This is a genomic window from Caballeronia sp. LZ035 (genome assembly GCF_031451175.1).
Taxonomy (GTDB): Bacteria; Pseudomonadota; Gammaproteobacteria; order Burkholderiales; family Burkholderiaceae; genus Caballeronia.
The window spans coordinates 1,766,804-1,792,759 of sequence record NZ_JARUXS010000001.1; the positions used below are offsets into that span (position 1 = coordinate 1,766,804).

Here is a 25,956-nt window from a genome sequence, read left to right on the forward strand (position 1 = left end):
TCAAACACGAAATTGCTGACAGGCCCGCAGTGCCAGCAAACCGACGTGAAAACGGGAAGTCCATCGAAGCACAGGCGAAAGACAACGCTCACGCGAAGGACCAAGAGCAGGCGGCAGTGCGAATAAACCGACGCGAATACGGAAAATCCATCGAAGCGCATGGCCACCGAACAAAAGATCCCTCAGAAGAAGAACCCATTCATCGCATAGAAACCGCCGGCTGCCTGACCGGCGCCCCCAACGCTCGGAGGGTCTCCTTGACCGTAGCCAACCGCACAGCAAGATCCGGGCTCCGCGTCTCAATCCGCAACTTATCCTGCCCCGCAAGCTTGATGTGCTTGTGCTTCTGCACCATCGCGATGATCTTCATCCCATCAACCGGCGGGTTCGGCACGAACTGCAACGAAATGGCCTGCTCCCCCGCATCGATCTTGGAGATGCCCAACGGCTTGGCGGCAAGCCTCAACCGATGTGTCTCCACCAACGCATGCGCCTGCGGCGGTAACTTGCCGAACCGGTCCACCAGCTCCTCAAGAATCCCATCGATCGCATCGCTCGATTCGCAATTGGCCAGCCGCTTGTACAGCGACAGACGCTCCTGCACATCGCCGCAATAATCCGCCGGAAGAATCGCCGGTGCATGCAGATTGATCTCCGTCGTCGCGGCAAGCGGCGCATTCAAGTCCGGCTCACGCCCTTCCTTCAGCGCCCGCACAGCATCATTCAGCATGTCGGTATAAAGCTGAAAACCAATCTCGTGAATCTCGCCCGACTGCTTGTCGCCCAGCACCTCACCCGTGCCGCGAATCTCCAGGTCATGCATCGCGAGATAAAAGCCCGAACCCAGTTCCTCCATCTGCTGGATCGCCTCCAGACGACGCTGCGCCTGCTTCGTCAGCGACTGCGGATCATGCACCAGCAAATACGCATACGCCTGGTGATGCGAGCGCCCGACCCGCCCACGCAACTGGTGCAGCTGCGCAAGCCCAAACTTGTCCGCACGATGCATCAAGATCGTATTCGCACTCGGCACGTCGATGCCCGTCTCGATGATGGTCGTGCACAACAGGACGTTCGCACGCTGTCCGACAAAGTCCCGCATCACCCGTTCGAGTTCGCGCTCATGCATCTGTCCATGCGCCACCGCAATGCGCGCCTCGGGCACCAGCGCCTCCAGCATCGCGCGCCGATTCTCGATGGTCTCCACCTCGTTATGCAGGAAGTACACCTGGCCGCCGCGCTTCAGTTCGCGCAGCATCGCCTCGCGAATCACGCCGTCTTCCTCACGACGTACGAAGGTCTTGATGGCAAGACGCTTCTGCGGCGCCGTCGCGATCACGGAGAAGTCGCGCAAACCCTCCAGCGCCATCCCGAGCGTACGCGGGATCGGCGTGGCGGTCAGCGTAAGCACGTCCACCTCGGCGCGCAAGGCCTTCAGTCCTTCCTTCTGGCGCACGCCAAACCGATGCTCCTCGTCGATGATGACCAGCCCCAGCCGCTTGAACTTCACATCGCCGGACAAGAGCTTGTGCGTGCCGATGACAATATCCACCGAACCATCGTTGATCTGCTGCACGGCCGTCGAGACTTCCTTGCCCGTCTTGAAACGCGACAGCTCCGCAATGCGCACCGGCCAGTCCGCGAAACGATCGGTGAAGGTCTGCGTATGCTGTTCGGCTAGCAGCGTGGTCGGCGAGAGAATCGCGACCTGCTTGCCCGCCATCACCGCGATGAAAGCCGCACGCAGCGCCACTTCCGTCTTGCCAAAGCCGACGTCGCCGCACACGAGACGATCCATCGGCTTGCCGCTCGTCATGTCGCCGATCACCGCGGTAATCGCCGCCGCCTGATCCGGCGTTTCCTCGAAGCCAAAGCTCTCCGCGAACTTGGTGTAGTCGCGCGGCTCGAGTTTGAACGCATAGCCCTCGCGCGCCGCACGCCGTGCATAGAGGTTGAGCAGTTCAGCGGCGGTGTCGCGGATCTGCTGGGCGGCCTTGCGCTTGGCCTTCTCCCATTGTCCCGAACCCAGCTGATGCAGCGGCGCGCTCTCCGGATCCGCGCCGCTATAGCGCGAGATCACATGCAGTTGCGACACCGGCACATACAGCTTCGCCTCGTTCTGATACGCCAGATGCAGAAACTCGGTCTCGCCTTCGCCGAGATCCATCGACACCAGCCCCATGTAGCGGCCAATGCCATGCTGCGCGTGCACGACCGGATCGCCCACCTTCAGTTCGGCGAGATCGCGCACCATCGAATCGACATTGCTCGCCTGTTCCTGACGGCGCCGTCCAGGGCGACGCGCAAGCGGTCCGTAGAGCTCGGTCTCCGTGATGATCGCGAGCTTTTCGGATGGCAGCGAGAAACCGTTCGCCAGCGGCGCAATGCCGAGCGTGAACTTGCCGTCGCTCGTCAGCCACTCGTGGAACGTGTCATGCGCTTCGCCGCGCAGGTGATTCTCGGCGAGCAGTTGCTGGATGGTTTCACGTCGTCCCGCCGATTCCGCCACCAGCATCACGCGATTGTCCGTCTGCTCCAGATAATGGCGCAGCGCGAGCAGCGGTTCGTCAGCGTGGCGGTCGAGCGCGAGGCCCGGCAAGGGCGCCGCCCAGCCGCCTTCGGGCACGGCCGGGAACTTGAGCTGCGCGAACGGCTTGGCGAACGTGAAGAAATCGTCGTCCGTCAGGAACAGGCGGCGCGGTTCGAGCAGCGGCCGCTCGCGATCGTGCGACAGAAAGTCGTGACGCTGCTTGGTGTCATGCGTGAAGCGCTTGATGGCCGCATCCAGATCGCCGACAAAAGCCAGTTGCGTACCTTCGGGCAGATAGTGGAACAGCGTTGCGGTGTCGTCGAAGAACAGCGGCAAGTAGTATTCGATGCCCGCCGACGGCACGCCATTGCCCATGTCCTTGTAGATCTGCGAGCGGCTCGGATCACCCTCGAACACTTCGCGCCAGCGGCTGCGAAACGCCGTGCGCGCGGCTTCGTCGAAGGGAAACTCGCGGCCCGGCAGCAGGCGCACGTCCTTCACCGGATAGAGGCTGCGTTGCGTGTCGGGATCGAACGCGCGGATCGAATCGACCTGGTCGTCGAACAAATCGAGCCGATAGGGCAGCGGCGAACCCATCGGGTAGAGGTCGATCAGCGAGCCGCGCACGCAGTATTCGCCCGGCCGCACGACCTGGCTGACATGCTCGTAGCCCGCGAGCGTCAGCTGCGCCTTGAGCTTCGCTTCGTCGAGGCGCTCGCCCTGCTTGAACGAGAACGTATAGGCCGCCAGGAACGACGCGGGCGGCATCCGGTACAACGCCGTGGTCGCCGGCACGATCAGGATGTCGCAGCGGCCTTCGCCGAGATCGTGCAGCGTCGCCAGACGCTCGGAGACCAGATCCTGGTGCGGCGAAAAAGTGTCGTACGGAAGGGTTTCCCAGTCGGGCAACAACCGCACGCGGGCATCGGGCGCGAAGTAGGGGATTTCGGCCGCGAGACGCTGGGCATCGACCGCGCTGGCCGTGACAATCGTCAGCAGCGGCACGCTTTCGCGATACGCCGCGTGATAGCGCGCGAGAGCAAGGGCGTCGGACGAAACGGTCGCGCCGGAGAAGACGAAACGCTGGCCGGGCTTGACGAGGGCGATGGGAGAACTGGACTGCGCGGTGACGGCTTTGGAAGGCATAGGGTGTGCATGGAGCCGTCCGGCGCGCCGTTCGAATAAGCGAACTGGCGTGCGACGGACGTGGTCGCGATGGACCTATTATAAAATCCGGGCTTCGACTTTGACTTGGCCACGTTAAACCACGTTATCCGCCCGTGACTTCGCGCCTCTTCTCACTGATTCCCTGCGCCGGCACCGGCAGCCGTTCCGGCGCCCCGATGCCGAAGCAATACCAGACCGTCGCGGGGCGCCCGATGCTCGGCTACACGCTCGCGGCATTCGACGCATGTTCCGAATTCTCGCAGACCCTGGTCGTGCTTGCACCGGACGACCCGCACTTCGACGCGCGCCGCTTCGCCGGCCTGCGCTTCGTGGTGGCGCGCTGCGGCGGCCCTTCGCGGCAGGCCTCGGTGTACAACGGCCTGCTCGCGCTTGCCAGCTTCGGCGCGCGCGACGACGACTGGGTGCTCGTGCATGACGCCGCGCGCCCCGGCATCACGCCGGAGATGATTCGCAAGCTCGTCGCGGAACTGCGCGACGATCCGGTCGGCGGCATTCTCGCGCTGCCGGTCGCGGATACGCTCAAGCGCGTCGCACCCAACATGCCCGATGTCCCAACCAACGACGTCCATGATGTACGAGTCGCTCGCACGGAATCGCGCGACGGCCTCTGGCAAGCCCAGACGCCGCAGATGTTCCGCGTCGGCATGCTGCGCGAGGCAATCGAACGCGCGCGTCACGACGGCCACGATTTGACCGACGAAGCAAGCGCCATCGAATGGCTCGGGCACTCGCCCAAGCTGATCCAGGGCAGCCTGCGCAACTTCAAGGTGACGTATCCGGAAGATTTCGCGCTCGCCGGCGCGATGCTCTCCGCGTCCGCCTGAAGTACGTCAACCCCAACGTCAACCCCTCACTCAACCAAGGTTTGCATCGATGGATTTCAGAATCGGACAAGGGTACGACGTCCACCAGCTCGTCGAGGGCCGCCCGCTCATCATCGGCGGCGTGACGGTGCCTTACGAACGCGGCCTGCTCGGCCACTCGGACGCGGACGTCCTGTTGCACGCCATCACCGACGCGCTGTTCGGCGCGGCCTCGCTCGGCGACATCGGCCGGCATTTTCCGGACACGGCGACCGAATTCGCCGGCGCCGACAGCCGCGTGCTGCTGCGCGAAGCCGTGCGTCGCGTGACGGACGCCGGTTTCGCGATTGCCAACGTGGACAGCACCGTGATTGCCCAGGCGCCGAAGCTCGCGCCGCATATCGAGGCCATGCGCGCGAACATCGCCGACGACCTCGACCTGCCGCTCGACCGCGTCAACGTAAAAGCCAAGACCAACGAGAAGCTCGGCTATCTCGGCCGCAAGGAAGGCATCGAGGCGCAGGCGGCGGTGCTGCTGCGCAGGACGTCCATCGACGCCTGAAGCATGACCGCCGAGCGGCGCGCGCTCAGCAGAGCGTCGTGCCGCCGACCGGACGGTCGCAGGGACACAACTCGTCGGTCTGCAGCGCGTCGAGCACCCGCAGGATTTCCTCGGGGCTGCGACCCACGTTCAGGTTGTTGACCGACACGTGCTGGATCACGTTGTCGGGATCGACGATGAAGGTCGCGCGCAACGCCACGCCCGCTTCCTTGTCGCGGATGCCCAACTGGTCGATCAGTTCGCCCTTCACGTCGCCGAAGGAGTAGTGATTGAGCTTGCTCAATTCCCTGTGCTCACGGCGCCAGGCCAGCTTGACCAGCTCGTTGTCGACGCTGCCGCCCATCAGCACGGCATCGCGATCCTCGAAATCCCGTGCCAGTTTCGCGAACTCGATGATTTCCGTCGGGCACACGAAGCTGAAGTCGCGCGGGTAGAAATAGATGATCTTCCACTTGCCCGGAAAGGATTGCTCCGTGATGTCCTCGAGGGCGAACTGGCCGTTTTCCTCGTAATGGTTGAACCCCGGCTTCGCCGCGGTGACGGTGAATGCCTCGACTTTGTCGCCGACGGTCTTCATGCAGAGACTCCTAAGGAAGGGATGGAACGCGTTCGAGTCAGACACGCATGACGTCGCCGGGTTTCAACGCCGCGTTCAGCCTTCGAAGCGCGCGCCGCCCTTCATCGACGGGAAATCGATCGTCACTTCGAAGCCCGCGAGCGGCGCGCGGTTGCGCAGGCGCAGCGTGCCGCGCTGCCGGGTGACAAGACGCTGCACGATCGCCATGCCGAGGCCCGTGCCGTTCGCCTGGGTGCGCGCGGTATCGACGCGATAGAACGGCCGTGTGATCAGCGCGACCTGGTCGTCGGGAATGCCGCGGCCTTCATCCATCACCGAAAGCTCCACCTTGCCGTGCGACACGCGCGTCTGCAGCGTGATACGGGCGATGTCGTCGTGCTCGCTGCGGCCATACTTGCGCGCGTTCTCCAGCAGGTTGCCGACGACGCGGCGCGCATCGGTCGGATCACCCTCGATCACGGCGCCGGGCGCGAGATCGGTGCGCATCACGACGCCTTCGTCGGCGTGAAAACGCGCGGCCAGTTCGCTTGCGATCATCGAGAGATCCACGGCTTCGGGCATGCGCTGCATCGGCCGCGCGTAGTCCAGGAAGCGGCCAATGATCATGTCCATCTGCTCGATGTCGTCGATCATCGCGAGCTTGGTCGCCTCGTCCGACGGACTCATTTCGGTTTCCAGCCGCAGCCGCGCGAGCGGCGTGCGCAAGTCGTGCGAGATGCCCGCGAGCATCAGCGCGCGGTCCGCTTCGAGCTGTTCGAGATCCTGCACCATCTGGTTGAAGCTGCGGTTGGTTTCGGCGGCAACGCCCATGCCGCGCTCCGGCAGGGGTTCCGGCGACTGTCCCGAACCGAGCTTGCGCGCGGCCAGCGCCAGCCGCGCGAACGGCCGGTTCACGAGGCTCGTGATGAAGGCCGCGCCGAACAGCGACAACGCCAGCGCGAACACGCCCCAGCCGGCCCATTGCAGGCCGGTGACGGTGTCGAGCTGGTCGCGGTCGAGCGCGACCCAGTAGTCGTCGTCATCGATCTTGAAGCTGATCCACACGCCGGGAATCTCGTTCACCGACTGCGCGATGATCGTGTCGTTGCCAAGCCGGCCGCGCACGTCGCGCTCGATCAGCCGGTTGAGCGACTCATCGGGCTGCAGCTTGTATTTGTCGGTGGTTTCGCGCGGATAGACGCGCACCCCCTCGTTGCTCTCCAGATCCTGCAACAGCGCGCGGCGCAGGTCGGGATCGGAATAGAGCAGGGCGGTGCGCGTGAGCTTGACGACCGCGACGAGTTGCAGCGCCACGCGCTGCGCGCGCGGTTCGCGTTCGATCACGCGAAAGCTCTGGAACCACGCGGTCAGGCTGACCGCGATGAGCAGCGCGATCAGCGCGAAGGTACGCCAGAACAGGCCGCCGAACGCGAGCGCCAGTAGCCGCCTGTCGATGCGCATGGGTCTGTCGGGTTCAGCTCGGGTGATGAAGGAAAGCGTGACGAAACTCGCTCAAGGATCGATCAGGCCGCGCCATCGGGGATGAACACGTAGCCCAGGCCCCACACGGTCTGGATGAAGCGCGGACTGCTGGGATCGGGCTCGATCAGCTTGCGCAGACGCGAGATCTGGACGTCGAGACTGCGGTCGAACACTTCGTATTCACGGCCGCGTGCGAGCTCCATCAGCTTTTCGCGGGACAGCGGCTGGCGCGGATGACGCGCGAACACTTTGAGCACCGAGAATTCGCCGGTGGTCAGCGGAATTTCCTGGCCGTTCTTCGTGAGCGTACGCGTCGCGAGGTTCAGCGCGAATTCGCCGAACTCGAAAACCTCGGTGGTTTCCGAAGGCGCGCCCGGCAATTCGGACGGCGTCTGGCGGCGCAGCACCGCATGAATGCGCGCCACGAGTTCGCGCGGATTGAACGGCTTCGGCAAATAATCGTCGGCGCCCATTTCCAGCCCGACGATACGATCCACATCTTCGCCCTTCGCGGTCAGCATGATGATGGGCGTGCGGTCATTGCTGCCGCGCAGACGGCGGCAGATGGAAAGGCCGTCTTCACCGGGAAGCATCAGGTCGAGCACGAGCAGGTCGAAACGCTCGCGCACCCAGAGCTTGTTCATGGCCGGTGCGTTTTCCGCGACATACACGTTGAAACCTTGCTCGCCGAGGTAACGGCGCAAGAGATCACGCAGGCGCGGATCGTCGTCGACTACGAGAATTTTTGAAGGGTTCTTGGTTTCCATGGCGGCATCTTAGCGCGATTAGTCGAACGTCGAGTTTGTAACAAAAGCGAGTGTAACAGTTGGTTACAAAATTTACGGGGCCTGTGGCACGGCCTAAGGGTTTGGGTCGTACACTCCTTACCGAAGCCCGCCATTCGGTAGATACTCCATTAGACCAGCGCGTCGTGCGGCCCGACCAGCCATGGCAGGACGCGCATGAAAAGACTGAGGCTGTCCGGTTGTCGAGCAACGAAGGGAACAATATGAAGGGAGCGCGGCAACGCGGACCCGTGCGCGCCAGGCGCATTTTCAGAATGACACTTCTTGCCAGTGCGCTCTATGCAGTACTGGGTACGCCTCACGCCCATGCGCAGAATGCTGGTTTCGCGCTCGACGGCAACCGCTCCGACCGTTTTGACCGCAGCGTCGCCACACCTCCCAAACGTTTCGATGGCCGCATGATCCGCGCGCAGCAGCGCGTGAGCAAGGGCGCACCCGGTGCTCACGACAACCAGGCGCCCGCCATGCAATCCATCCAGCAAGTCGATCAGGCGCCGCCCGCGCGCCCGCCGCGCCATACCGTGATGACCGCCGACGAGCGCCGGCTCTTGCGGCAGCATATCGAAGAAGCGGTGCGCGATCTCTACAAGCGCTAGGCGCGCCTCCCCATGAACCGACGCCAGTTCCTCTGCACGACCGGCGCGTTCGCGGGATGGTCAGGCGGCGTCGCATGCGAGCCGCGTGCAGACGCTTCCACGGTTCATCGCGCGCTGGTGCTGGTCGATCTGAATGGCGGCAACGACGGCCTGAACACAGTCATCCCGGTCGGCGATCCACGCTATCGCGCGCTGCGGCCGACGCTCGCCATACCGCAAGATCAGGTCGTGCCGCTCGATGACCGCACGGGTCTGCATCCGTCACTCTTGCCGTTGCTCAAGGTCTGGCAGGAACAGGAACTGGCGATCGTGCAGGGCGTCGGTCATGACGCGACTCACCGCTCGCATTTCCGCTCACGGCAGATCTGGGACACGGCCTCCGATACGCATGAGTACCGCGGCGACACCTGGCTCGCCCATGCAAGCGTGCCGCTTGCGCAAGGCTCGCCTGCCGCCTCGTTCGCGGCCGCATGCACGGCCGCCGCACGCTCGATCGTGCAGCGTGAAGCCGCCGTGATACGCATCGCGCTGCACGGCTTCGACACGCACGAGAACCAGGCGCCGCGACATGCGGCGCGGCTGGCGCAACTGGCGGATGGGCTCATGGAGTTGCGAACCAAGCTGATCGCAGCGGGTGAGTGGCATCGGACGCTGGTCATGACGAGTTCGGATTTCGGACGCTCGGCGCGCGAGAATTCCGCACGCGGCACGGACCACGGCGCCGCCGCGGCGCAATTCGTGATGGGCGGCAACGTGCGCGGCGGTCTGTGGGGCGCGGCGCCGCGTCTCGACGCGCTCGTGGCCGGCGACGGCCTGCCCGTGAGCCTCGACTTCAGGCGGCTGCACGCCACCGCGTGCGCGCATCTGGGCGTCGCGCCATCGTCATCGGTGGCACGCTTCGCGCCGCTGCCGCTAGTGCGCGTCTAGTGCGTTCAACGCGTGCGCCACGTGATCCACAGCTTGCGGATCGGCGTGAGCGAAATGCGTTGATGCAGCAGCTTGAAGTCTTCCCGCTCGATCTCATCGAACAACGCGCAAGCGAGCGCCGCCTCTGCGCGCAGCACGCGCTGCGTGGCGCGTTCGGCGGGCGGCAGGGCGGCAAGGGCCGCGTCGAGCGCCTGACGGGCGCGCGTCGTCTGGAAGCGCATCAGTTCAACGAAAGCGTCGCCGTACTTGCGATTGATGATGTCCGCGGCCGTCACGTTGAAGCGCTGCAATTCGTCGATCGGAAGGTAGATGCGGCCATGGCGCGCATCGTCACCGATGTTCTGCACGCGTTCGGCCAGTTGCAGCGCCGCACCGAGCGGAGCAGCCCACGCGGCGGCGTGCTGCGGCTCGCGCGCAGTCACACGGGCGACGGCCGTCGCGAACGCGCCGCCGGTCTGGTCGAGATAACGCCGTAGGCCGGGCCAGTCGAGATAGCGTGCCTGATCCAGATCCATGCCGAAGCCATCGACGACCGTCGCCAGCAACGCTTGGCCCGCCTCGTCGAGCACGGCGTGCCGGGCGTCGCCAGCATGCGCCTGCAGGGCCTTGGTGACCGGATGAGTCGGCGCGCCTTGGTCGAGCCGGCCGAGTTCGCTTTGCCACCACGCGTGCTTGGTGCGGCCGATGGTCGGATCGCTGGTTTCCTTGACCGTTTCCTCCAGCTCGCGCCGCAGCGCGAACAGGGCGGTCAGGAGCGGCTGCACGGCGGCAGGCGCGCGGCGCAGTGCGTAGTACGTGCCGGAGCCTTCGGGTGCGGCTTTCTGCTGGCAGTAGTCGTCGAAATTCACGAACTTGATGTGTGGGGAGGCAAGGGTGAGCGGGGCGATGTCCGCCGACGCATGGGCGCCCATTTTATCCGCCTGGCGGCGGCTTTGCCGGCGTTCGCCGGTGGCCGCCACCGTATCCGGATGTGCGGCGTACCACTGACGCCGCTCACGCCCGGCGCAACACTGCCGCAATCCGTCCGAGTACGACGTTCCACCGCAGTGCACGCAGTCGGGAGGCGCCCATGGCCCTGAGCAAATCCGAGAACAAGCAGTTCGGCGACCGATGCCTGCCGTTCCTCGTCAAAAGTGTGGCGACGGATTTCGGCTTCGACTTCCGTGTGTGTCCGCGCCAGATGCATGTGTCGCCGACGGTCGGCCTGCACATCACGGCGAACCGCAAGGCCGATGCCCCGCTGTCCTATCCGCTCAACGTCTTCGTGTTCTGGCAGCCCTCGGGGGTGCGGCAGTTTCTGTCGCACGTAGACCGGCCGATCGCCGCGGCGCGTGCGAGCGAACTGTTGCCGAACGAGATCCGGCGGGTTATGAATCACTCCGGCGTGGACTTCGCGGGGCGCTCGCAGGAGAAGGGCGAGGTGATGATGGTCGAACTCGGCGATATCAGCGTCTAGCGAGTGACGACCGCGGGTCTTGCGTCGAAGTGACTGGCCGCATTGTTTCGGGATGCTGCGCGATTGCAAGCTTGCGCAAGACGTGTACAGGGTCAGTCCGGCCGCAGCGGCGCTGCGCTTTCTCAGACTCTCGCCAGCGTTCAAACAGGAGTCGGAAGGGCTTGATCAAAACAGCCTCCAGCACGAGCGCTTACTGACCGGCCTTCAATATCGATTCGACAAGAAAAAACCCGCGTCAGCCGGAACCGGTGCGGGTTTGTTTCAAGTCCGGGGCGAGAGATGCGGATCTCTGGCCGCGTCTACTGCATGAGGGTACGGCAGGCTGGTCTTCGGCTCGATGCAACGCGGTGAAAAACCACGCCGAGAATGCCGAATGCGTTCGATACGCACCGCCGGGGAACCAGGCCTCAACAGCGCCGGCTTCAACAGCGCCAGCTTCAACAGCGAGCCGCGAGTGGTGCGAGGAGCGGGACTCGAACCCGCACGGATCATTTCTGCGCGTGCCTTTGCTCAGTATGGCTGGCCCTATGTTGTCATTCTCAGCCAGCCTTTTTATTCTCAGCCGCCGTGAACATCGCGACAGCTTTTCCTCCCGCGTCCGGGTTAGACGACGGAATCCAGCGCCCATAATTGCGCATGATCGACGTCGTGTCCGAGTGTCCCATCTGCCGCGCGACCCACATCGGATGTTCGCCCGCTGACAGCATCATAGATGCGAATGTGTGGCGCGTCTGGTATGGGTTCCTGTATCGCACCTTCGCATTCTTGAGCGTCGTTTTCCACGCTTCCCATATCTGGTCGTCTCCCTTCCATCGCCCGGACTCCGCGCCGCGCCAGCCCGGATTATGGAAGACTGCTCCGTGCGCGAGCAGCGTATGACGCTTTTGCGCTTCGAGCGCGGCGAGAGCGGGCTCCAGCAGCTTCACGTCGCGCCGACCGGCTACCGTCTTCGTATCTTCCGCCGCACCCTTCGCCGCCCTTGTCATTGCCTTTCGCACGCGCGCCATACCGCGCGGCAAGTCGATGTCCGACCAGTCCAGCGCGATGATCTCGCTCGTGCGCATGCCCGTCCAGAATGCGAACTGAAACAAGTTGGCAATCTGCGGATCGCGCGCCGCAGCAATGACGGCGGCTTGCTCGTGCGCGTCGAGCGGGTCGGCGTGGTCTTCCTCGCGTGGCGGCTCGTTGCGCTCGAAGGTGAACCCGGCAAGCGGATTCGAGTCGAGGATTTCATCAGAGACGGCATCCTTCAGTGCGCTGCGCAGGCAGCTTTGAATATTCGCCAGCCGCTTGTTCGTCACCTTCTCCGTCTGCTGATCGTCGATCGTCGCCAGCCATTCCTTGATCTGCGCGCGGCGCAGTTCGGGCAGGCGCATCTTTCCGAATCGGGGAATCACTTGCCCGAAGATGATGCCTTTGTAATCCCGGTAGGTGCTGGCGGCGATCTGCGTCTTTTTGACTTCGAGCCATCGCTCCAGATATGCGGCGACTGTTTCGACTGTCTGACCGGCAAATGCGGTCTGTGCTGCGCGGGGTGAGTTTGGGAAGACTTGTGCGTAATCGAAGGTGCCGCGCGATATTTCGTACAAAATCGCGGCGCGGTGGTTCTCTGCGCGTCTCAGGTTAGCGGTTGTAGGAGGCAGCGGAATGCGTTCTCGGCATCGCTTTCCCTGGTAGATGAACGAGATTTCGATACTCGACTTTGAGGCCGGTTTAACGCCCCTCCCGTCACGACCCATTTTTCATACCCTTCAGTGTCGATAAGAATCCGACCGTCGGGCGCACGGTGCCATACCGTGCCCTCGGGCCAGACACCCTCGTTACATTTTTTATAGATGGCCGTCCTCGTGTAGCCCGTTGCGGACGACATTTTATCCACGGTCACAAAACGAACCATGTTCGTTACCCCTCATGAATTCTTCGATGTTGCTGGTCACTGCGAGTCCTCACTGCTAGCCTTCGACTGCGCATCGAACACCAGCTCATGGCAGGCCATCACGCACTCATTGCAGATGTCCGCGTCGTCGGGCCCCGCAATCATCTGGCTGACCTCGTCTTGGCTCTTGCCGCAGAAGTTGCACCAATGCTTCGTCTTGGTGACGACCTCGACTTTCCTTTTCACGTCAATCCCTCCACGCGTTGCCGCAGTGGTTGCACACGATCCAGCCGCTGCCTTCCGTCAGGTTCATGCTTCCGCATCTGGCGCACATCACTTGATCTCGATGTTCGGCACGAGCACAGCGGGTTTCCAGACGACCTTGTAGTGGTAGTCGCTCACGTCGGCATCTTCGAGCTGCTGGACAACGTAGGTGACGTTGCGCGACAGACCGAGGAATTCCTTGTGGTAGCGGGTGGCGCCCGTCTTACATACGACAGACAGTTCGCCGTTCTTGTCCGCATTCCCGAGCGAGCACAGCCCCTCGATCGTGAGCATGATCGTGTCGCTCTGTGTGTTGTAGAACACGATGCGGCGCTGGATCTGGAAGTTGTCGGCAGCCTTGGAGAGGTTGCTCGATGCGATGTCGGCGTCATTGCAGCCAGCGAGGAAAGCAGCCGACAGCGATACGATGATGGCGAGCCGGCCGATGGTGATTTTCTTCTTCATGCTCATGTCTGGTCCTTGGTGGGCGAGGGGGCGGCGGGCAGGGGCATCCAGTGCGTGACGGTTGGGCCAAGCTTTTCGACAAACTCGCTGTGTTCATCGCGCCAGCGCTCATCGATCCATTCGGCAAGAACTTCATATTTAGCGACGCCCGTCCACTTGCCGTTGTGCGCCAGAACCCATGTGTTGGAGGTCGGCAGCCGATGCATCACGCTGATCCATCCTGACGGCTGCGCTGGTGCGAGAGCGGCGCGTCGGTTCCACAGTCTTACTGCGACAGCTTCCTCCCACCAATAGGTGGCATTCCGGCACACAGAACAATCGATCTGAACTCGCCCATAAAACGGCCCATCGCCCGCGATTGCTTGTGCGACACCACCGCAAAACGGGCACGGCTTCAGTTCTTCGCTCACGCTCCCTCCGTATCTTTGCTCTGCGCGTCTGCAAGTGCGCGAATCAGATCCGCACAGTCATCACATGCGTTCAGGTATCCGCCGTCGATCGCATCGGCTGCTTCCATCGCGACAGACATCTTGGCCTCATGAGCTTCACATGCCTGAGCAGCCTGTTCCAGCGTCGCACGCTCAACGGCTCGACCGATGATCAGCGCTTCTCTGCGCCACTTGTCGACCTCTGTTCGATTGAAGTCGCAGACGGCCGCAATCGTGTTCAACATTTCGTCATCGGTCATTTGTCGGTCTCCAGAAGGGCGCGGATCTCAAATGCCGCTTCTGCCGGGTCGATGTTTTCATCGCATATCTGTGCCGCGCGCTCCAGCGCACTGCGCTCGGCTGCTTGCCAGCCGTCCCACATGGCTTCGACGTGGGAGTGCGCATAAATCTCGCGGTCCCATGCATCACGGTTCAGTGTCATGTCAAGATGCTTGTAATGCGCTTCGAATCGTTCCCGGCTGGTCATTTCTTTTCTCCTGCAATGGCGTCTTGCTCTGACTCGTGCGCGGCTTTGGCAATACGACTCAGCGAGATTGACAAGGCATCTGCAAGCCTGTCCGCGAGCTGTACTGATACGCGCCAGCTAACGCCATTCTCGATCTCAGAAAGATATGACTTGCTTGTTCCTGATGCTTTCGCCAATTCTTCTAGCGTCATTTCCTCTATTAGACGAGCACCACGCACAAGCTCTGCAAGTGTTCTATAGCGGTCGTAATCCATATTTCACCAGTAGTTAGCCCAAGTCTTACCGCATCGGCTGCAAATCTTGTAGTAGCCATGCACATACGTTTTGTGGATACCGAGTTTGCAAAGGATCATTTCGAACCCCCTTCCTCGGATGCGCGGTTAGCTGCGATGGCGGCGGCTTCATTACGCAATGCCGCCAGCCACTCCACGTCAAGTCCTGCTGATGCCTGTCCGTTCCACAGAAGGAAAGTGTCAATGACATCCTTTAGGACTGTCGCCACTTGTGGCACCCGTACATCATCAGCGGATGCGATGGGGTAGGCATCCGCGCGCTCACTCGCGCCTGCTGCGACACGACTCATTCCGCAATAAGTGCAGAACGCGATTCCTGATGCTGGTTCAACTTCGAAATGGTGCTCGTGCGTGTCCGGCCCAATCGTATCCGGCGTATCACCCATAGCAAGTGCTTTACGATAAATCGCGTCACGCTTCACCGATTGCGCCTCACGCGGTGCGCACTCGGCTTGCGGGGCGATAGCCTCGTCGTAGACCGCCTCTCCGCTTTCTGTGGCAAGCACGGAGGAGAGAGACATAACGACGATGCCGTCGGGCAGGCCGTAGCCGCTCTGTATGTGCGTGATGACTCGCTCGGTGGTGCGGCCTGTGTATTCAAGGGGACGCGACTCACTGCTCATTTCGATCGCGGTGTAGCGCGTCTCTTTCAGCCGGAGCATGTCGCCTACCTTGAAGTCGCGATCAGCGCAGCGAATCTCGTGCGTTTTCTCGCCGCTTAGAATCGCGGAAAACGGCTCATGGTCCGTCTTCAGTTCGTGCGTGAAATCAGTCAATTTCCAATCCCCAATATCGTTGTCGCTGCGTCGAGACAGCGGGTCAGGCGGTTTCAGCCAGCGAGCAGTCGGAATGCTGTCGCAGCCACGATTGGAACTTGCGCGTCGCCAGTGGCTTCGAGCCTGTCCATCCGATGGGCATCGCCATCAGCCATTCGTGATTCGTCGGGATAGGCGTCCCAAACACTCGGACGTACTCTCGACAGTTCGGCCACTTTTGCATCGATTTGCAGGCATAGTTCGCTGTCGCCGTAGGCGTGTGCAAGAAGCCAGTACCGCTCCCGAATGTGGTCAGCGCCCACGTCTGCCGCGGATAGACGAACGGCCCGGACGGAATAACCCATCGCCTCGAGGTCGTCGCCCGCTCTATCGATCGCGCGTCGCTGGGTGTTCTCGGCAAATACGTGCCTGGGAGCGACATCTGCCACGATCCGTCGCATTTCCGGCCAGAGATCATCCGCAACGTTTTTTCCTCGAGCAGCGGAGGAATAGGCTTGACATGGAAACCCGCCAGATACGACGTCAACAACGCCGCGCCATGGGCGTCCGTCGAAGGTACGAACATCGTCCCAAACGGGGAACGGTGCGAGGTGCCCTTCATTCTGTCGCTGCATGAGTCGTCTAGCGCGGTAGGCATCAAACTCCACAGCGCAGACAGTTCTCCATCCAAGCAGCTTGCCGGCGAGAATTCCGCCTCCAACGCCTGCGAAAAGTGCCAGATCATTCATTTCTCTCTCGCAATAGGTGTTTCGGCAATAGGTCAGGCGGTCTTTGTTCCAGGAACAGCGCACAGCGTCTTCTTCACAGCGTCGCTAACTTCCACACGTCCGTCGGGATAATTGGCAAACAATCCATCCTGAAAGTGACCGGTCATCGCTCCGAAGTACGTATTAATCGCCGCTTGCACAGATCCAGATCCCGGAAACAGGTCGTCGACCGTATCTCCTTCCTGCACGTTCAAAACGTCCATCAGCCAGAACACGAACTCGGCAGGCTTTGCGCCGGTAAATCCGCGCTTTAGCGTGATATTCACTGCGCACCAGTCACGCACGGTGCTCTGCTCGCGTGTCCGGCGACGCCCGCCCATTACAATCACCGGCTCCCATGCGTACGCCACGCCGACGCCAGGCTTGAATGAAGCGAAAGGCTTCACCCAAGGCATGATCCGAGCTTCGCGCGGGCAGAGAGGAAGGAGGTCGTGCAGATTCCCGCTGGTCATCGACAAGCCCCATCCGTCCGCATACTCATCGCACAGGCGTTCGATCAGTGCCCTGTGTCCTTCAAGCGTGTCGTACACGGCAGCCTCGGCATGCAAGTGCCCGTAAAACTTTTCAGCGAGTCCGAAGTACGGCGGGTCGGCATAGGCAAATCTCATGTTCTTCTCCTTTATGGGCGCGGGTGCGATACCGCGCCCGGTGGGGTTAGGCTTCGGTCCAGTCGAGCGCTTTAGGCTGAGGCGGGATCGTTTCAAGCGTCGCCAAGTCGATGACCGTGAAGTGGCCGCCGCGAACCCATCCGCCGGTGTCGATGTAATGGACGTTGCCAAGCACGGCCGGCCACTTCAGCGGCGTATGACCGACGATCAGCGCGCGCAGGTCAGGAATGCTGCTTTGGTCTTCTGCCTGAATCCGATCCCGCGACCAAAGCGCTGTCTCGAATATGGCCTTGCGCATCTTGCTCGGCAGGTCAGCGTTATCGAGCGCTGCGGTGAAGGCATTCCACGTCTTGCAAGGGCAATCCGCGTGAACAATGCCGATGCGCCCGGATTCTGTCTCAACCTCGATCGCTACTGGCAGCGCGCCGAATGTGTCTGAAAACTCGACCTGCAAGTAGCGCGGGTTCATGACGTTCCAGCTTCCGCCGTTCATCGCGTAGTTGTCGCGGTCCATATTGCCGCTCGGCCAGCGGATCGCCATGTCTTCGTGATTGCCGCGCACGGCGTGAAACCACGTCAGACCAAGCCAATGCAGCGCAAGGTCTGATTCCGGGCCGCGGTCGACCAGATCTCCCACGCTGAACAGCCGGTCGCGCTCGCGGTCGAAGCCGATTTCAGCCAGGCGCGTCTGGAGCGCGGTGAAATGGCCGTGGATGTCGCCGACGGCGAAGTCACGGCCGATCAGGTTGCGCTCAAAGCGCTGGACGAAGCTCATGCTTTCTCTCCGGTTGCCTTGACGACCGGCATTTCAATGGTCGTCATATGTGCGATTGCCGCCTTGAATACGAGTGAGCCGCTTTCCGGCAGCTCGCACAGGTAATCAGACGGGTTGCGTGACGATCCTTCGCGCAGGATGCAGCGCGCCAGATCGGAGTCGCGCGCGTCGCGCAGCACGAGTCGCTCGCCGGGGCAGACGTCATGCCACCAGCCAAGCTTTTCACGCGGGATCGTGCGCTCCATCTCGCGGCGGCTCTTCAGCTTGACGTGATGAATGTTCATCGTGCTCACGGCAGCGTTCTCCCGGTAACGTCCTGAACATACTTGCGCATCAACTGGACAGCATCTGTCTCTTTGCCGTAGTAGAAGGCATAGAAGATCTTGTCGAGATCGGCAGTGGCGTCATCGGTTTCAGCGGCAAAGGGAACGTCACGCTTGCGGAGTTCCTTCACGAGAAGTTCATTCGAGAGGTCTTCAAGCACTTCGCGTTCATCGACGTACACGTTGACGTAGGGCATAGTTTCTCCTCAGTAACTCGCTTTGCTTGCCGACTGAAACAGCTTCTTGCCTGCTGCTGTTATCGATAGGCCAGCCGGGTTGTACCAGCGCTGCTGACCGTTTTGCCAGGTCACGACAATGTTTGGCTCGGCATACGTGTAGCAGCCGAATCCGACCGCGCTTCCGCTGCCGTCGATGATTACGCTCGTCAGTCCTTCGCGACTCGATAGCTGCGGAATGCCTTCGATCTTCGTGCAGGGCATGTCGGAGAACTGGATCGTGCCGCCCGCGTCGTTCTGCGTGTACATGAGAATCGTGGCGTGCGCGCTGGTCGCGAGAAGGGCGGCGGCCGCAGCGAGAAGGGTGCGTTTCATGTCAGTTACCTGATGCAATGCGCGTCGACTCCGGCTGCGACACTGCATACACTTGCTGGCCGTCAGCGTTCGTCGTGGTCGTTTCCGTCTCGCCCTTGAGCAGCTTGTGCTTCAGGAAGATCGCGCGGATTTTCGGGTCGATGGAAGCGAGGATGTCCAGCGCTGCCGATCGGAGTTCTTTCGCGTTGTCTGGATCGGATGCAGCGGCTTGCTGCACGCGCTCGAAGGTGCGGAGCATCACGCACGATTCGTCGATCTTCGGCGCGCCGCCGCTCACCGCGAAGCCTGGTCCGCCGACGGCAAGGCCAGCCGTGCCGCCGCAATAGTCACCAGAGAACGAGCCTGCGAAGCCAGGGAGGACCGCATTACCGGTCGTGCGCGCCGTATAGCTGCCGCTGTACTCGACCTTGTTCGGGCTGTTGAAGGTGATTTGCTGAGCGTTTCCGGCATTTGTCGCCCCTGCCGTCGATGCGGTACTTGACGTGTTCGACGAGGTGCTTGAGACTTGCGCCATCGCAGTGCTTGCTGCGAAGAGCGCTATGAGGGCGATGAGAGTCGTTTTCATTTGAGGCTCCTGGGCGCGGGGTCGGTCGCACGACCCCGCTACCGGTTATGGGAAGCGCAGCGCTTAGTGGATGAACGAGACGCCTGCGATACCGCCGATTGCACCTACCGCGCCGATAGCGCCGGTCGCGAATTGCGCATTGCCTTGTGCTGCCGTCGTGGTCGAGCCGTATGCCGCACCGCCATTCGCGATGCTGTCGCCGACGTTCGTCGGCGCATTGCCAACTGCCGAGCCAGTCACGCCCGAATTGCTGAACTGCGTCGTGTTGGTGACGACTTGTGCGCCGACGCTATTCACGCCACCGCCGATCGTTGCCGTGCCGCCCGTGTTGTTGAACGCGTTCTGATACGAAGCGCCCGATCCCCCGACCTGCGCGGCCGTCACGGCGTTGCCATTGCTGATGCTTGCTGCCGATCCCGACACGCTGCCGCCGAATGCCGATGCGCCTGCGCCGACGACGATTCCACCTTCAACTCCTGACGCCTGAGCGTGACCGACGAACAGGCTTGCGAGTGCTGCGACTACGATGATTTTGCGAAACATGGTTTTGGTGCTCCTCGTGTAATGCATGTAGCGGACATGCGGCCGTTTTGTTGTTCAAGGGTGGCGGCCGGTACTGATCTCCGGCTTATCGTTTCGCCAGTCGACTCCGGTCGGGATGCTGTCTGCGGGGTGAGCTAGCATCCGCCGCTTCTTGCTTGTCGACTTGTCAGCCGCTACACGACATTTGCGCATCAGCCTGCGCATTCGCCACCCTTCAACAAGCCGGATCACGCGCCGGCACGCGGTTGGTTGAAATTCAGGCAACACGTCGATTCAGTTCGGCGATCATCTGCTCGACCTCTGCGTTGAACTGGAGCAGGCATGGAAGCAGAACGCCATTGATGTAGTCGTCGTCGCGCTCGACACGTTCGTGATAAAGCCGGAAGCGCTCTGAGACTCGCGGGTCGTATGACACGAACATCCAGTACTTCCGTCCTGTCACCATCATGCAACCCTGAACCTGCGGTATATGTTCTTCCGGCATACCGTGGAGGAGGGTGTTGATGTGGACCGCTTCGTCCATGGGGCACTTGGATTCGTACCCACCGTCTCCGTTGATGAGGCCGTCCGGGCTCGCTCCGATGAACGCATAGTCCGAATGCTGCTGAAACTCTGCCTGCATGACGATCATTCCAGTTTCGAGCTCGAACGCCTCTTTTGCGAATGATTCGACTTCCGTTCCCCAGCGCAACGCGTGACCATCGACAGAATGTTTCGCGGTCGATGCCAAGCGCTCGAACACGATTTCGCGCATGTATTTGTCGCGCGCTGCCGTCGGTTTTCCAGCCTTCGTCAAGCTGATCACATCGCCGAAGCGCGACGCAGTCAGGCGGCCAGCGCGCTGAGCGCGCCATTCATCCGTTCGTTGTTCAATGACGTCACTCATGGTTTTCTCCTTCATTCGGAGTGACGTCTTCTGCGCCGGCCATTGCCTTCAGGCGATTCAGTTCGTCGGTGCCGATGGCTTTGCGATCTTCTTTCGTCAAACCTTGCCACGCTTTTGCAAGCGGTTCTGGGCCACCTTCCTTCGCGATCAGTTCGAGGTCGGCGATGATGAACTCGTGCTTGTCGGTGCGAGCGATCTGCGCGGTCTGTTGAGCAGCTTGGGCAATCTGCGTTGGCGTCTGCTTGTTACGCGGCGTGATGTCCTTCTCGGCGGGCAGATAGTCGCCGACTTCCTCAGCGATCGGCATACCCTTCAGCACATCCGGAAAGACGTCGCGCAGCGCAAATGCGCGGGCGCGCATCTGCTTCATGCGCTGCGGGTACTGCGCCCACGGGCCTTGCTTGCCGATCAGGCCGGCTTGCTTTGCATCCGCGTCCGAGAACGTGCGGAACTGCTCCTCTTCGCCACGCCGCTTTACGCGGCAGATTGCGGTGCCGTTTTCATTCGATTCGTAGACGTATTCGCAAACGGGCGAAGCGCGCACAAGCGCGAGCACAGCATCACCCCAAAGTGATGGGCGACCGTTGATGACGGCGATGTTCTGCATCGCTTGCATCGGCTTCAATCCGAGTTCCATGCCCCACTGGATGGCGACAAGAATGTTGCCCGGTTTATCCTGAAAGTCTTTCGGGACGATGCTCGACTTCGACAGGTAATCAGCGAACGTGAGCGCTTCTTCAAGCGACTTGGGCGACAGGTCAAATGACTGCGCCGGAATGAGGTCAGACATGATTTCTCCTGGCCCCAGACTAGGCGGGGCGTTGTGGATTTAGACGGTTTGCAAATCGCGGTCAGCAGCGAACTGTTCGTCAGCGGTCTCAGCGTCGAAGCGCTTCAACCATTCGAGTGCATCGCCAACGGTGACGCTGTAATGCGATGCGAGAGTTCGAACTATTTCGACATCACCGGGGCCGTTCGCGGTGAACTGTTCGTGCTCGCGTCGCTTCTGCTCAGCGATCTTGACTTCCTGTTCAGCGCGGGCGCTCTCGGCTTCGGCGTGTGCGGCTTGCTCTTCAGCGCGACGCTTAGCGGCTGCTGCTTCTTCCTCTGCCCGGCGCTTCGCCTCCGCTGCTTCCTCCTGACGACGACGCTCAGCAGCAATTTCGGCCTGCTGCCGTGCGATCTCGTCGCGCTGCGCCTGCATCTCTGCTTCGTGTGCTTCGCGCTCGGCGCGGAGCTTTGCTTCTGCCGCAAGCCGTTCTTCTCGGATACGTCCTTCTTCTGCGATTCGTGCTGCGCGTTCTGTCACTTCACGAGCACGCTGCGCTTCCTTTTCTTGACGCTCGCGTTGCTTCTGTTCAGCACGCAGACGGGCGAGTTCAGCGCGCTCGGCAGCAAGACGCTTTACTTCGGCTTCGTGCGCTTGCGCGTCGGCCAGCATCTGGGTCAGCTTCTTAAGAGCGTCGGTCTTGGCGATCTCGGCATGGCCGCATTGATCTCCGAACACTTCCGGCGTGATCTCGACGCAAGTGAGCAGTGAATGCGCGTCCGCGATCTCAACGGACGATCGGCCCGCGTAATCGACTGGCGTCGTGCGGATGTCGTTGATGGCCCGCTGGATCGCCGTGAGACGTTGCTCTTCAGCTTCTCGAACAGCGCGCTTTTCAGCCTCACGCGCTTCGTCCCACACGTCGCGGATGCCTTGCAGGCGCGCTTCTTCTGAAGACGTAATCGAAGTGAGACGATCTACTTCCGCGATGACGGCCTTGCTGAACTTCGTCGCGTCATCACGTGCATCTTTGCCGGCCTTCTCGATGCCGACACGAGCGTTCTTCAGCACCATGTAAGCCGAGTGACATTGCGAGCGACCGTCGGCGTTCTTTATTTCGACGATCGAGACAGATTGCTTCACCAGCTCGCGCAGATTCTTTTCGTGCTCAGGCACGCCGAGCACGAGCGAAACGCGCTCAGGCACGGTCAATTTGTTTTTGCTCATGCCAAACCTCGATGTTTGATCCACTTGCCGAGCATGATCCCGACTGGAAGTTGAAGGGCGAGCCAGACGAAGACGTAGCTCATCGGATGCTTCCGTAGGGCTTCGCGAGCCGCTGAACGCGGTTGCACGGTGCCAGCAGGTAGCGATCGCCCAGCGCTTCTTTCGCGCGCTCCAGGCGCTCTTCGTGGCTGTCAACGTACTCAGACCAATCCTTGAGAAGCGCTTTGCGCTGCTCGGTGAACATGTCTTTCATGGCTGATCCCCTACGAGAAGAAGACTGCGAAGACGCCGACGAAAAACACGGCGCCGAAACAGAAAGTGATGGCGGACGCGAAGACGTCGGCATCGTTGAGTTCTTGCTCAGTGACGGATCGCATCAGCGACGCTCCACGGCCATCAGCTCGCGCTGCATCTGAAGGATGTGCAGATTGAGCATCGTTTTTGTCTGGGCCATCTCACGCTCTGTCACCTTGACAGTCAGCGCGTCGCGGGCCATTTCCAGCGTGTCGAGTACCGCTCGCATTTCGTGTTGGTTCATGACTCGATCTCCTCATCCTTGGGCTCGCTGACGCGCTCACCGCATTCAGGACAGACGTGGTCTTCAATCGCGTGGTATCCGCTGATCGAGCCGTAGTCGTAGCCAAATCCTTGGTCAACGATCACGCTCTCGACATTGGTCGTGCAATGCCAGCACCACCCGTAGCGGCCCGGCCTAGGTTCTTTTCTTCGCATGGGTCAGCACCAGCAGATGTCGTCGTAGAAGATCGTCGTGAATGCGTGGTGGATGCGATGCCCGTTCGAGCAAACAAAGTCCAGGCTGTGAAGCACGCCGTAACGCAGGTTCACGTAACTGTGTTGATTCATGGTCACCTCGTGTGGTCTTGTCACGACGTCCTGTCACGGCGTCTTGATAAGACTCAGTAGTGCTTACCGCAATGGACTAAGAAATGACCGCTCCCCGAACGGGCATTTCCAAGCCCACTGTCATGCATCAGCCCGGCTACTCCCGACTGAGTCGGCTCCGGGCCTAGTGCATGGGATCAATCCGCCAGCCGTTCTATAGCTGCATCTGGCAACCAGGCGTCTGGCGGATAGCCTCGGATCTTTCATCAGGAGTCGAGGGTTACGTCCTGCGCCTAGTCGCTCATTCGAGCTATCGGCGTGTACAGCCTTGCGGCTGGTTTATCGTTTCCAACTTGTTAAAGAGCGTCGCCGGGTTCGGCGTCGCGCTGTTCGTTCAGCGCATGAGTTGTATTAAACACGATGTTTAAACCAAAGTCAAAACGTTTTGTTTAATCGCGTTGAAGAAATTTGTAACACGGAGAGGTCGGAGGAGGCTGCTGTGTTGCGCGGGCAACAAAAAACCCGCCGAAGCGGGTTGGGGAGGCGATCGTCAGTGACAGGCTGTGCGTAAGGCTGCGCTGGGGCGTCAGACTCGCTGTTTGATCTTCCGGGCCGGGACTGGGTGCGCCACGTAATACATCCACGTGATTTCAGTCTCGTCGTACAGCATCGTGCCAGGCTCGTTGTAGGACGCGAGCTGGACGCCACCGCGCCGAGACACGAGCCGTTTGAGCATGGTCTCGCCGGTCGTCAGGCGCACCAAGACATCATCCTCAAGCTCTGGGTCAGTTGCCGGCTCGACCAGCGCGAACTCGCCTGGGTTATACCTCGGCGACATCGACGTTCCGACGATCGGCGTAAGGAAAGCGTGCGGATCGCTCGTCGCGACCTCAGCGTATTTATCTGTGGCTCCCACAGGATAGTCCCCATCAGTCCAGATTCTCTCAGGCATTCCGCCCTGAGCACGTCCGACGACGGGGATGGGGCGAAACTTCGATTTGTCTACCGAATACTGGATCGGGATCGGGACATTTCCTGTCCGTGAGTCGGCAGCTTGGCTATTATTATGCGGAAGCTTACCGGCGGCCGAATCCTCGATCAGAGGCAAATTCTCTGCGCTGTCTCGGGTTTGGGCTCGCACCGTTGGCCTGGGTGTAGGATCGGTCTGCGACGCCCCTACTTGCATCGCGCCCTCCCCAAAGAGCAGCCATCGCGCACTGACCCCATGGGCCTTCTCGAATTCCATCGCAAAATTCGAGGGCACGCCACGGCTTTCCCAATTCTTTACCCTTTGCTGCGACTCGTTCAGGAAACGAGCGACGTCGGCCTTCGACAGGAGCGGCGAAGGGGAGATGACGTCGACTGCCTCATAGAGGCGTTTTGTTGAATCTTGCATGGGCGACATCATCCCGCATCTAAACAAATTGTTGTTCAACAAAGCGTTTGACTTTTGTTTAAACGCGGTGTTTAATGGTGCATGGACAAGAAAACTCTCTCTACTCTGGCTGACCGGCAACTGATCGAAAGACTCGGTGGCCCTGCTCAGCTCGCCAAGACTCTTGGGTTCACTACCCGCGGAGGAGTTCAGCGCGTCTACAACTGGAAGGAGCGAGGTATCCCCGCCGCGGTCAAGCTGGAGTTCCCCGAGATCTTCCTTGTCGACCGGCATCAGTCCGAGCCGGCGCCGGCCTGACATCATCTTGCGCACCCGTTTCTGCGTGAGTTTCATTGTTGTTTTTTTACTGGAGAAAGGAGCATGTCCCGAAGAGCCGAGTTTCGAAACGAAGTTAAGACGCGCCTTGAGGGCCGTGTACGACGGCATGCAGACGTTCAAGGCGCTCAACGGCATCGACAGCGATTCCGCCGCACTGGCGCGCATCACGAAGCTGTTTCTGTTCGGCACAGTTGGCACTTTGCCCGCGAATCTTATTGGTGTCAGTGCAGAAGCGTCCCATGTCGGGAGCACGGTGCACGCATGACCGTGGACAAAACGCATCTCGCAGCGGAATTACCCGTACCGGAAGCAGCCGATCTGGTCGCGGAATCGCTTCGATTAGGCGTTTCGATTCAGAAGTACGTCGGGTATCACGTTTTGAAGTCGATTTATGGTGCGCTGCACCCGGAAGTAGTTGCTTTCGGTGAGGCCCATCTTGGGAACACGCGGGAAAAATGACTAGCCAGTCCACTGGCAGATGTGAAGGACCGGTACGAGGCCGGTAACTGCTGGGAAGAGTTCAAACACAAGTCGTTTCTCTGAGACCGCTTTTGTTCGAGTTCAGTACTCCTTACCGGAGAACATCCCATGGAAGACTTTTTTAGCCCGATCTCGGGCCGACGCGTCGCTGAGACCCAGCATGCGTCGTATCACTCGCTTTCCGTGAAGCAGCTCAGCACCACGCAGCAAATGGTGATGGACTGCTTCATCGGTCAGGAGACGCTTCTCACGCGCGAAGAAATCTCGGCGCGCACCAATCTCAAACTCTCGAGCGTCTGCGGACGTGTTCGCGCTCTTCTGGACGCCAGTCGGCTTCAGAAGCGTGGAACTGTGCGCGACGTCGCAACTGGCAAGAGCCAAGAACTTCTCGGGCTGCCGAAGGCGTAATC

Annotated in this window: 36 protein-coding genes; 8 read left to right on the forward strand and 28 right to left on the reverse strand. The window is 61.1% G+C overall.

The window, feature by feature from the left end:
- Positions 1–199: 199 nt before the first annotated feature.
- Positions 200–3,676, reverse strand: coding sequence for a transcription-repair coupling factor (mfd, locus tag QCE88_RS08340; RefSeq protein WP_309900857.1), 3,477 nt, complete (start codon positions 3,674–3,676; stop codon positions 200–202).
- A gap of 134 nt (positions 3,677–3,810) precedes the next feature.
- On the opposite strand from mfd, the gene ispD reads away from it, so the two are divergent.
- Positions 3,811–4,542, forward strand: coding sequence for a 2-C-methyl-D-erythritol 4-phosphate cytidylyltransferase (ispD, locus tag QCE88_RS08345; RefSeq protein ID WP_309900859.1), 732 nt, complete (start codon positions 3,811–3,813; stop codon positions 4,540–4,542).
- 49 nt (positions 4,543–4,591) lie between these two features.
- Complete coding sequence (ispF, locus tag QCE88_RS08350) at positions 4,592–5,083, forward strand: 2-C-methyl-D-erythritol 2,4-cyclodiphosphate synthase (protein ID WP_309900861.1); 492 nt, start codon at positions 4,592–4,594, stop codon at positions 5,081–5,083.
- 25 nt (positions 5,084–5,108) lie between these two features.
- On the opposite strand, the gene QCE88_RS08355 is transcribed toward ispF, so the two are convergent.
- The 3 genes from QCE88_RS08355 to ompR form a co-directional block, all read right to left on the reverse strand.
- Positions 5,109–5,660 carry a peroxiredoxin gene (locus QCE88_RS08355; RefSeq protein ID WP_309900863.1) on the reverse strand — a complete coding sequence of 184 codons (552 nt, stop codon included), beginning with the start codon at positions 5,658–5,660 and terminating at the stop codon, positions 5,109–5,111.
- Positions 5,661–5,735: 75 nt separating this feature from the next.
- Entirely contained in the window at positions 5,736–7,100 is a 1,365-nt protein-coding gene (locus QCE88_RS08360) for an ATP-binding protein (RefSeq protein WP_309808219.1), read from the reverse strand.
- A gap of 62 nt (positions 7,101–7,162) precedes the next feature.
- Positions 7,163–7,888: a two-component system response regulator OmpR gene (gene ompR, locus QCE88_RS08365; protein ID WP_016345257.1), complete on the reverse strand. Its 726-nt coding sequence runs from the start codon at positions 7,886–7,888 to the stop codon at positions 7,163–7,165.
- Between the two features lie 164 nt (positions 7,889–8,052).
- Between ompR and QCE88_RS08370 the strand changes: the two genes are divergently transcribed.
- On the forward strand, positions 8,053–8,523 hold the full coding sequence (locus QCE88_RS08370; protein ID WP_309900864.1) for a hypothetical protein: 471 nt from the start codon (positions 8,053–8,055) through the stop codon (positions 8,521–8,523).
- Between the two features lie 12 nt (positions 8,524–8,535).
- A complete protein-coding gene (locus QCE88_RS08375; protein WP_309900866.1) occupies positions 8,536–9,450 on the forward strand; it encodes a DUF1501 domain-containing protein in 915 nt (304 codons plus the stop codon).
- Positions 9,451–9,455: 5 nt separating this feature from the next.
- On the opposite strand, the gene QCE88_RS08380 is transcribed toward QCE88_RS08375, so the two are convergent.
- Positions 9,456–10,298: a squalene/phytoene synthase family protein gene (locus QCE88_RS08380; RefSeq protein WP_309903466.1), complete on the reverse strand. Its 843-nt coding sequence runs from the start codon at positions 10,296–10,298 to the stop codon at positions 9,456–9,458.
- Positions 10,299–10,519: 221 nt separating this feature from the next.
- Here QCE88_RS08380 and QCE88_RS08385 point away from each other — a divergent pair, with 221 nt between their 5' ends.
- Positions 10,520–10,906 (forward strand): hypothetical protein, encoded by a 387-nt coding sequence (locus tag QCE88_RS08385; protein ID WP_309900868.1) that lies wholly within the window; start codon positions 10,520–10,522, stop codon positions 10,904–10,906.
- Between the two features lie 539 nt (positions 10,907–11,445).
- Here QCE88_RS08385 and QCE88_RS08390 read toward each other — a convergent pair.
- The 23 genes from QCE88_RS08390 to QCE88_RS08500 form a co-directional block, all read right to left on the reverse strand.
- Positions 11,446–12,645: a site-specific integrase gene (locus QCE88_RS08390; RefSeq protein ID WP_309900870.1), complete on the reverse strand. Its 1,200-nt coding sequence runs from the start codon at positions 12,643–12,645 to the stop codon at positions 11,446–11,448.
- A gap of 194 nt (positions 12,646–12,839) precedes the next feature.
- Positions 12,840–13,028 carry a ClpX C4-type zinc finger protein gene (locus tag QCE88_RS08395; protein ID WP_309900872.1) on the reverse strand — a complete coding sequence of 63 codons (189 nt, stop codon included), beginning with the start codon at positions 13,026–13,028 and terminating at the stop codon, positions 12,840–12,842.
- 87 nt (positions 13,029–13,115) lie between these two features.
- Entirely contained in the window at positions 13,116–13,511 is a 396-nt protein-coding gene (locus QCE88_RS08400) for a hypothetical protein (RefSeq protein ID WP_309900874.1), read from the reverse strand.
- Between the two features lie 2 nt (positions 13,512–13,513).
- Entirely contained in the window at positions 13,514–13,921 is a 408-nt protein-coding gene (locus tag QCE88_RS08405) for a DUF551 domain-containing protein (RefSeq protein WP_309900876.1), read from the reverse strand.
- Positions 13,918–14,199 carry a hypothetical protein gene (locus tag QCE88_RS08410; RefSeq protein WP_309900877.1) on the reverse strand — a complete coding sequence of 94 codons (282 nt, stop codon included), beginning with the start codon at positions 14,197–14,199 and terminating at the stop codon, positions 13,918–13,920. The genes QCE88_RS08405 and QCE88_RS08410 overlap by 4 nt, the downstream gene beginning before the upstream one ends.
- The gene (locus QCE88_RS08415; protein ID WP_309900880.1) at positions 14,196–14,426 is read right to left on the reverse strand and encodes a hypothetical protein; all 231 of its coding nucleotides are present in this window, start codon (positions 14,424–14,426) and stop codon (positions 14,196–14,198) included. The genes QCE88_RS08410 and QCE88_RS08415 overlap by 4 nt, the downstream gene beginning before the upstream one ends.
- Entirely contained in the window at positions 14,423–14,680 is a 258-nt protein-coding gene (locus QCE88_RS08420; RefSeq protein WP_309900882.1) for a helix-turn-helix transcriptional regulator, read from the reverse strand. The genes QCE88_RS08415 and QCE88_RS08420 overlap by 4 nt, the downstream gene beginning before the upstream one ends.
- Positions 14,681–14,775: 95 nt before the next feature.
- The gene (locus tag QCE88_RS08425; RefSeq protein ID WP_309900884.1) at positions 14,776–15,495 is read right to left on the reverse strand and encodes a DUF3850 domain-containing protein; all 720 of its coding nucleotides are present in this window, start codon (positions 15,493–15,495) and stop codon (positions 14,776–14,778) included.
- Between the two features lie 53 nt (positions 15,496–15,548).
- Positions 15,549–16,223, reverse strand: coding sequence for a DNA cytosine methyltransferase (locus QCE88_RS08430; protein ID WP_309900886.1), 675 nt, complete (start codon positions 16,221–16,223; stop codon positions 15,549–15,551).
- A gap of 32 nt (positions 16,224–16,255) precedes the next feature.
- Positions 16,256–16,870 carry a hypothetical protein gene (locus QCE88_RS08435; protein ID WP_309900888.1) on the reverse strand — a complete coding sequence of 205 codons (615 nt, stop codon included), beginning with the start codon at positions 16,868–16,870 and terminating at the stop codon, positions 16,256–16,258.
- A 46-nt stretch (positions 16,871–16,916) separates the two neighbouring features.
- Complete coding sequence (locus QCE88_RS08440) at positions 16,917–17,645, reverse strand: metallophosphoesterase (RefSeq protein WP_309900890.1); 729 nt, start codon at positions 17,643–17,645, stop codon at positions 16,917–16,919.
- Complete coding sequence (locus QCE88_RS08445) at positions 17,642–17,890, reverse strand: hypothetical protein (protein ID WP_309900892.1); 249 nt, start codon at positions 17,888–17,890, stop codon at positions 17,642–17,644. Before QCE88_RS08445 ends, QCE88_RS08440 begins: the two co-directional genes overlap by 4 nt.
- Positions 17,891–17,934: 44 nt before the next feature.
- Complete coding sequence (locus QCE88_RS08450; RefSeq protein ID WP_309900894.1) at positions 17,935–18,165, reverse strand: hypothetical protein; 231 nt, start codon at positions 18,163–18,165, stop codon at positions 17,935–17,937.
- 9 nt (positions 18,166–18,174) lie between these two features.
- Positions 18,175–18,519 (reverse strand): hypothetical protein, encoded by a 345-nt coding sequence (locus QCE88_RS08455; RefSeq protein WP_309900896.1) that lies wholly within the window; start codon positions 18,517–18,519, stop codon positions 18,175–18,177.
- A 1-nt stretch (position 18,520) separates the two neighbouring features.
- Complete coding sequence (locus QCE88_RS08460) at positions 18,521–19,084, reverse strand: hypothetical protein (protein WP_309900898.1); 564 nt, start codon at positions 19,082–19,084, stop codon at positions 18,521–18,523.
- A 63-nt stretch (positions 19,085–19,147) separates the two neighbouring features.
- Positions 19,148–19,627 (reverse strand): hypothetical protein, encoded by a 480-nt coding sequence (locus QCE88_RS08465; RefSeq protein WP_309900899.1) that lies wholly within the window; start codon positions 19,625–19,627, stop codon positions 19,148–19,150.
- Between the two features lie 256 nt (positions 19,628–19,883).
- Entirely contained in the window at positions 19,884–20,513 is a 630-nt protein-coding gene (locus tag QCE88_RS08470; protein ID WP_309900901.1) for a YqaJ viral recombinase family protein, read from the reverse strand.
- Positions 20,506–21,303, reverse strand: coding sequence for a recombinase RecT (locus tag QCE88_RS08475; RefSeq protein WP_309900904.1), 798 nt, complete (start codon positions 21,301–21,303; stop codon positions 20,506–20,508). Before QCE88_RS08475 ends, QCE88_RS08470 begins: the two co-directional genes overlap by 8 nt.
- A 39-nt stretch (positions 21,304–21,342) precedes the next feature.
- A complete protein-coding gene (locus QCE88_RS08480) occupies positions 21,343–22,509 on the reverse strand; it encodes a hypothetical protein (RefSeq protein WP_309900906.1) in 1,167 nt (388 codons plus the stop codon).
- A 79-nt stretch (positions 22,510–22,588) separates the two neighbouring features.
- Entirely contained in the window at positions 22,589–22,762 is a 174-nt protein-coding gene (locus QCE88_RS08485; protein ID WP_309838777.1) for a hypothetical protein, read from the reverse strand.
- Positions 22,763–22,885: 123 nt separating this feature from the next.
- Positions 22,886–23,047 (reverse strand): hypothetical protein, encoded by a 162-nt coding sequence (locus QCE88_RS08490; protein WP_309900907.1) that lies wholly within the window; start codon positions 23,045–23,047, stop codon positions 22,886–22,888.
- A 197-nt stretch (positions 23,048–23,244) separates the two neighbouring features.
- Positions 23,245–23,373 (reverse strand): hypothetical protein, encoded by a 129-nt coding sequence (locus tag QCE88_RS08495; protein ID WP_309900909.1) that lies wholly within the window; start codon positions 23,371–23,373, stop codon positions 23,245–23,247.
- 565 nt (positions 23,374–23,938) lie between these two features.
- On the reverse strand, positions 23,939–25,174 hold the full coding sequence (locus QCE88_RS08500; RefSeq protein ID WP_309900911.1) for a S24 family peptidase: 1,236 nt from the start codon (positions 25,172–25,174) through the stop codon (positions 23,939–23,941).
- On the opposite strand from QCE88_RS08500, the gene QCE88_RS08505 reads away from it, so the two are divergent.
- The 3 genes from QCE88_RS08505 (at position 25,173) to QCE88_RS08515 (ending at position 25,954) form a co-directional block, all read left to right on the forward strand.
- The gene (locus tag QCE88_RS08505; protein WP_309900913.1) at positions 25,173–25,331 is read left to right on the forward strand and encodes a hypothetical protein; all 159 of its coding nucleotides are present in this window, start codon (positions 25,173–25,175) and stop codon (positions 25,329–25,331) included. The genes QCE88_RS08500 and QCE88_RS08505 overlap by 2 nt on opposite strands.
- Entirely contained in the window at positions 25,328–25,525 is a 198-nt protein-coding gene (locus QCE88_RS08510; protein ID WP_309900915.1) for a hypothetical protein, read from the forward strand. Before QCE88_RS08505 ends, QCE88_RS08510 begins: the two co-directional genes overlap by 4 nt.
- A 129-nt stretch (positions 25,526–25,654) precedes the next feature.
- Positions 25,655–25,954 carry a hypothetical protein gene (locus tag QCE88_RS08515; protein ID WP_309900917.1) on the forward strand — a complete coding sequence of 100 codons (300 nt, stop codon included), beginning with the start codon at positions 25,655–25,657 and terminating at the stop codon, positions 25,952–25,954.
- Positions 25,955–25,956 lie beyond the last annotated feature (2 nt).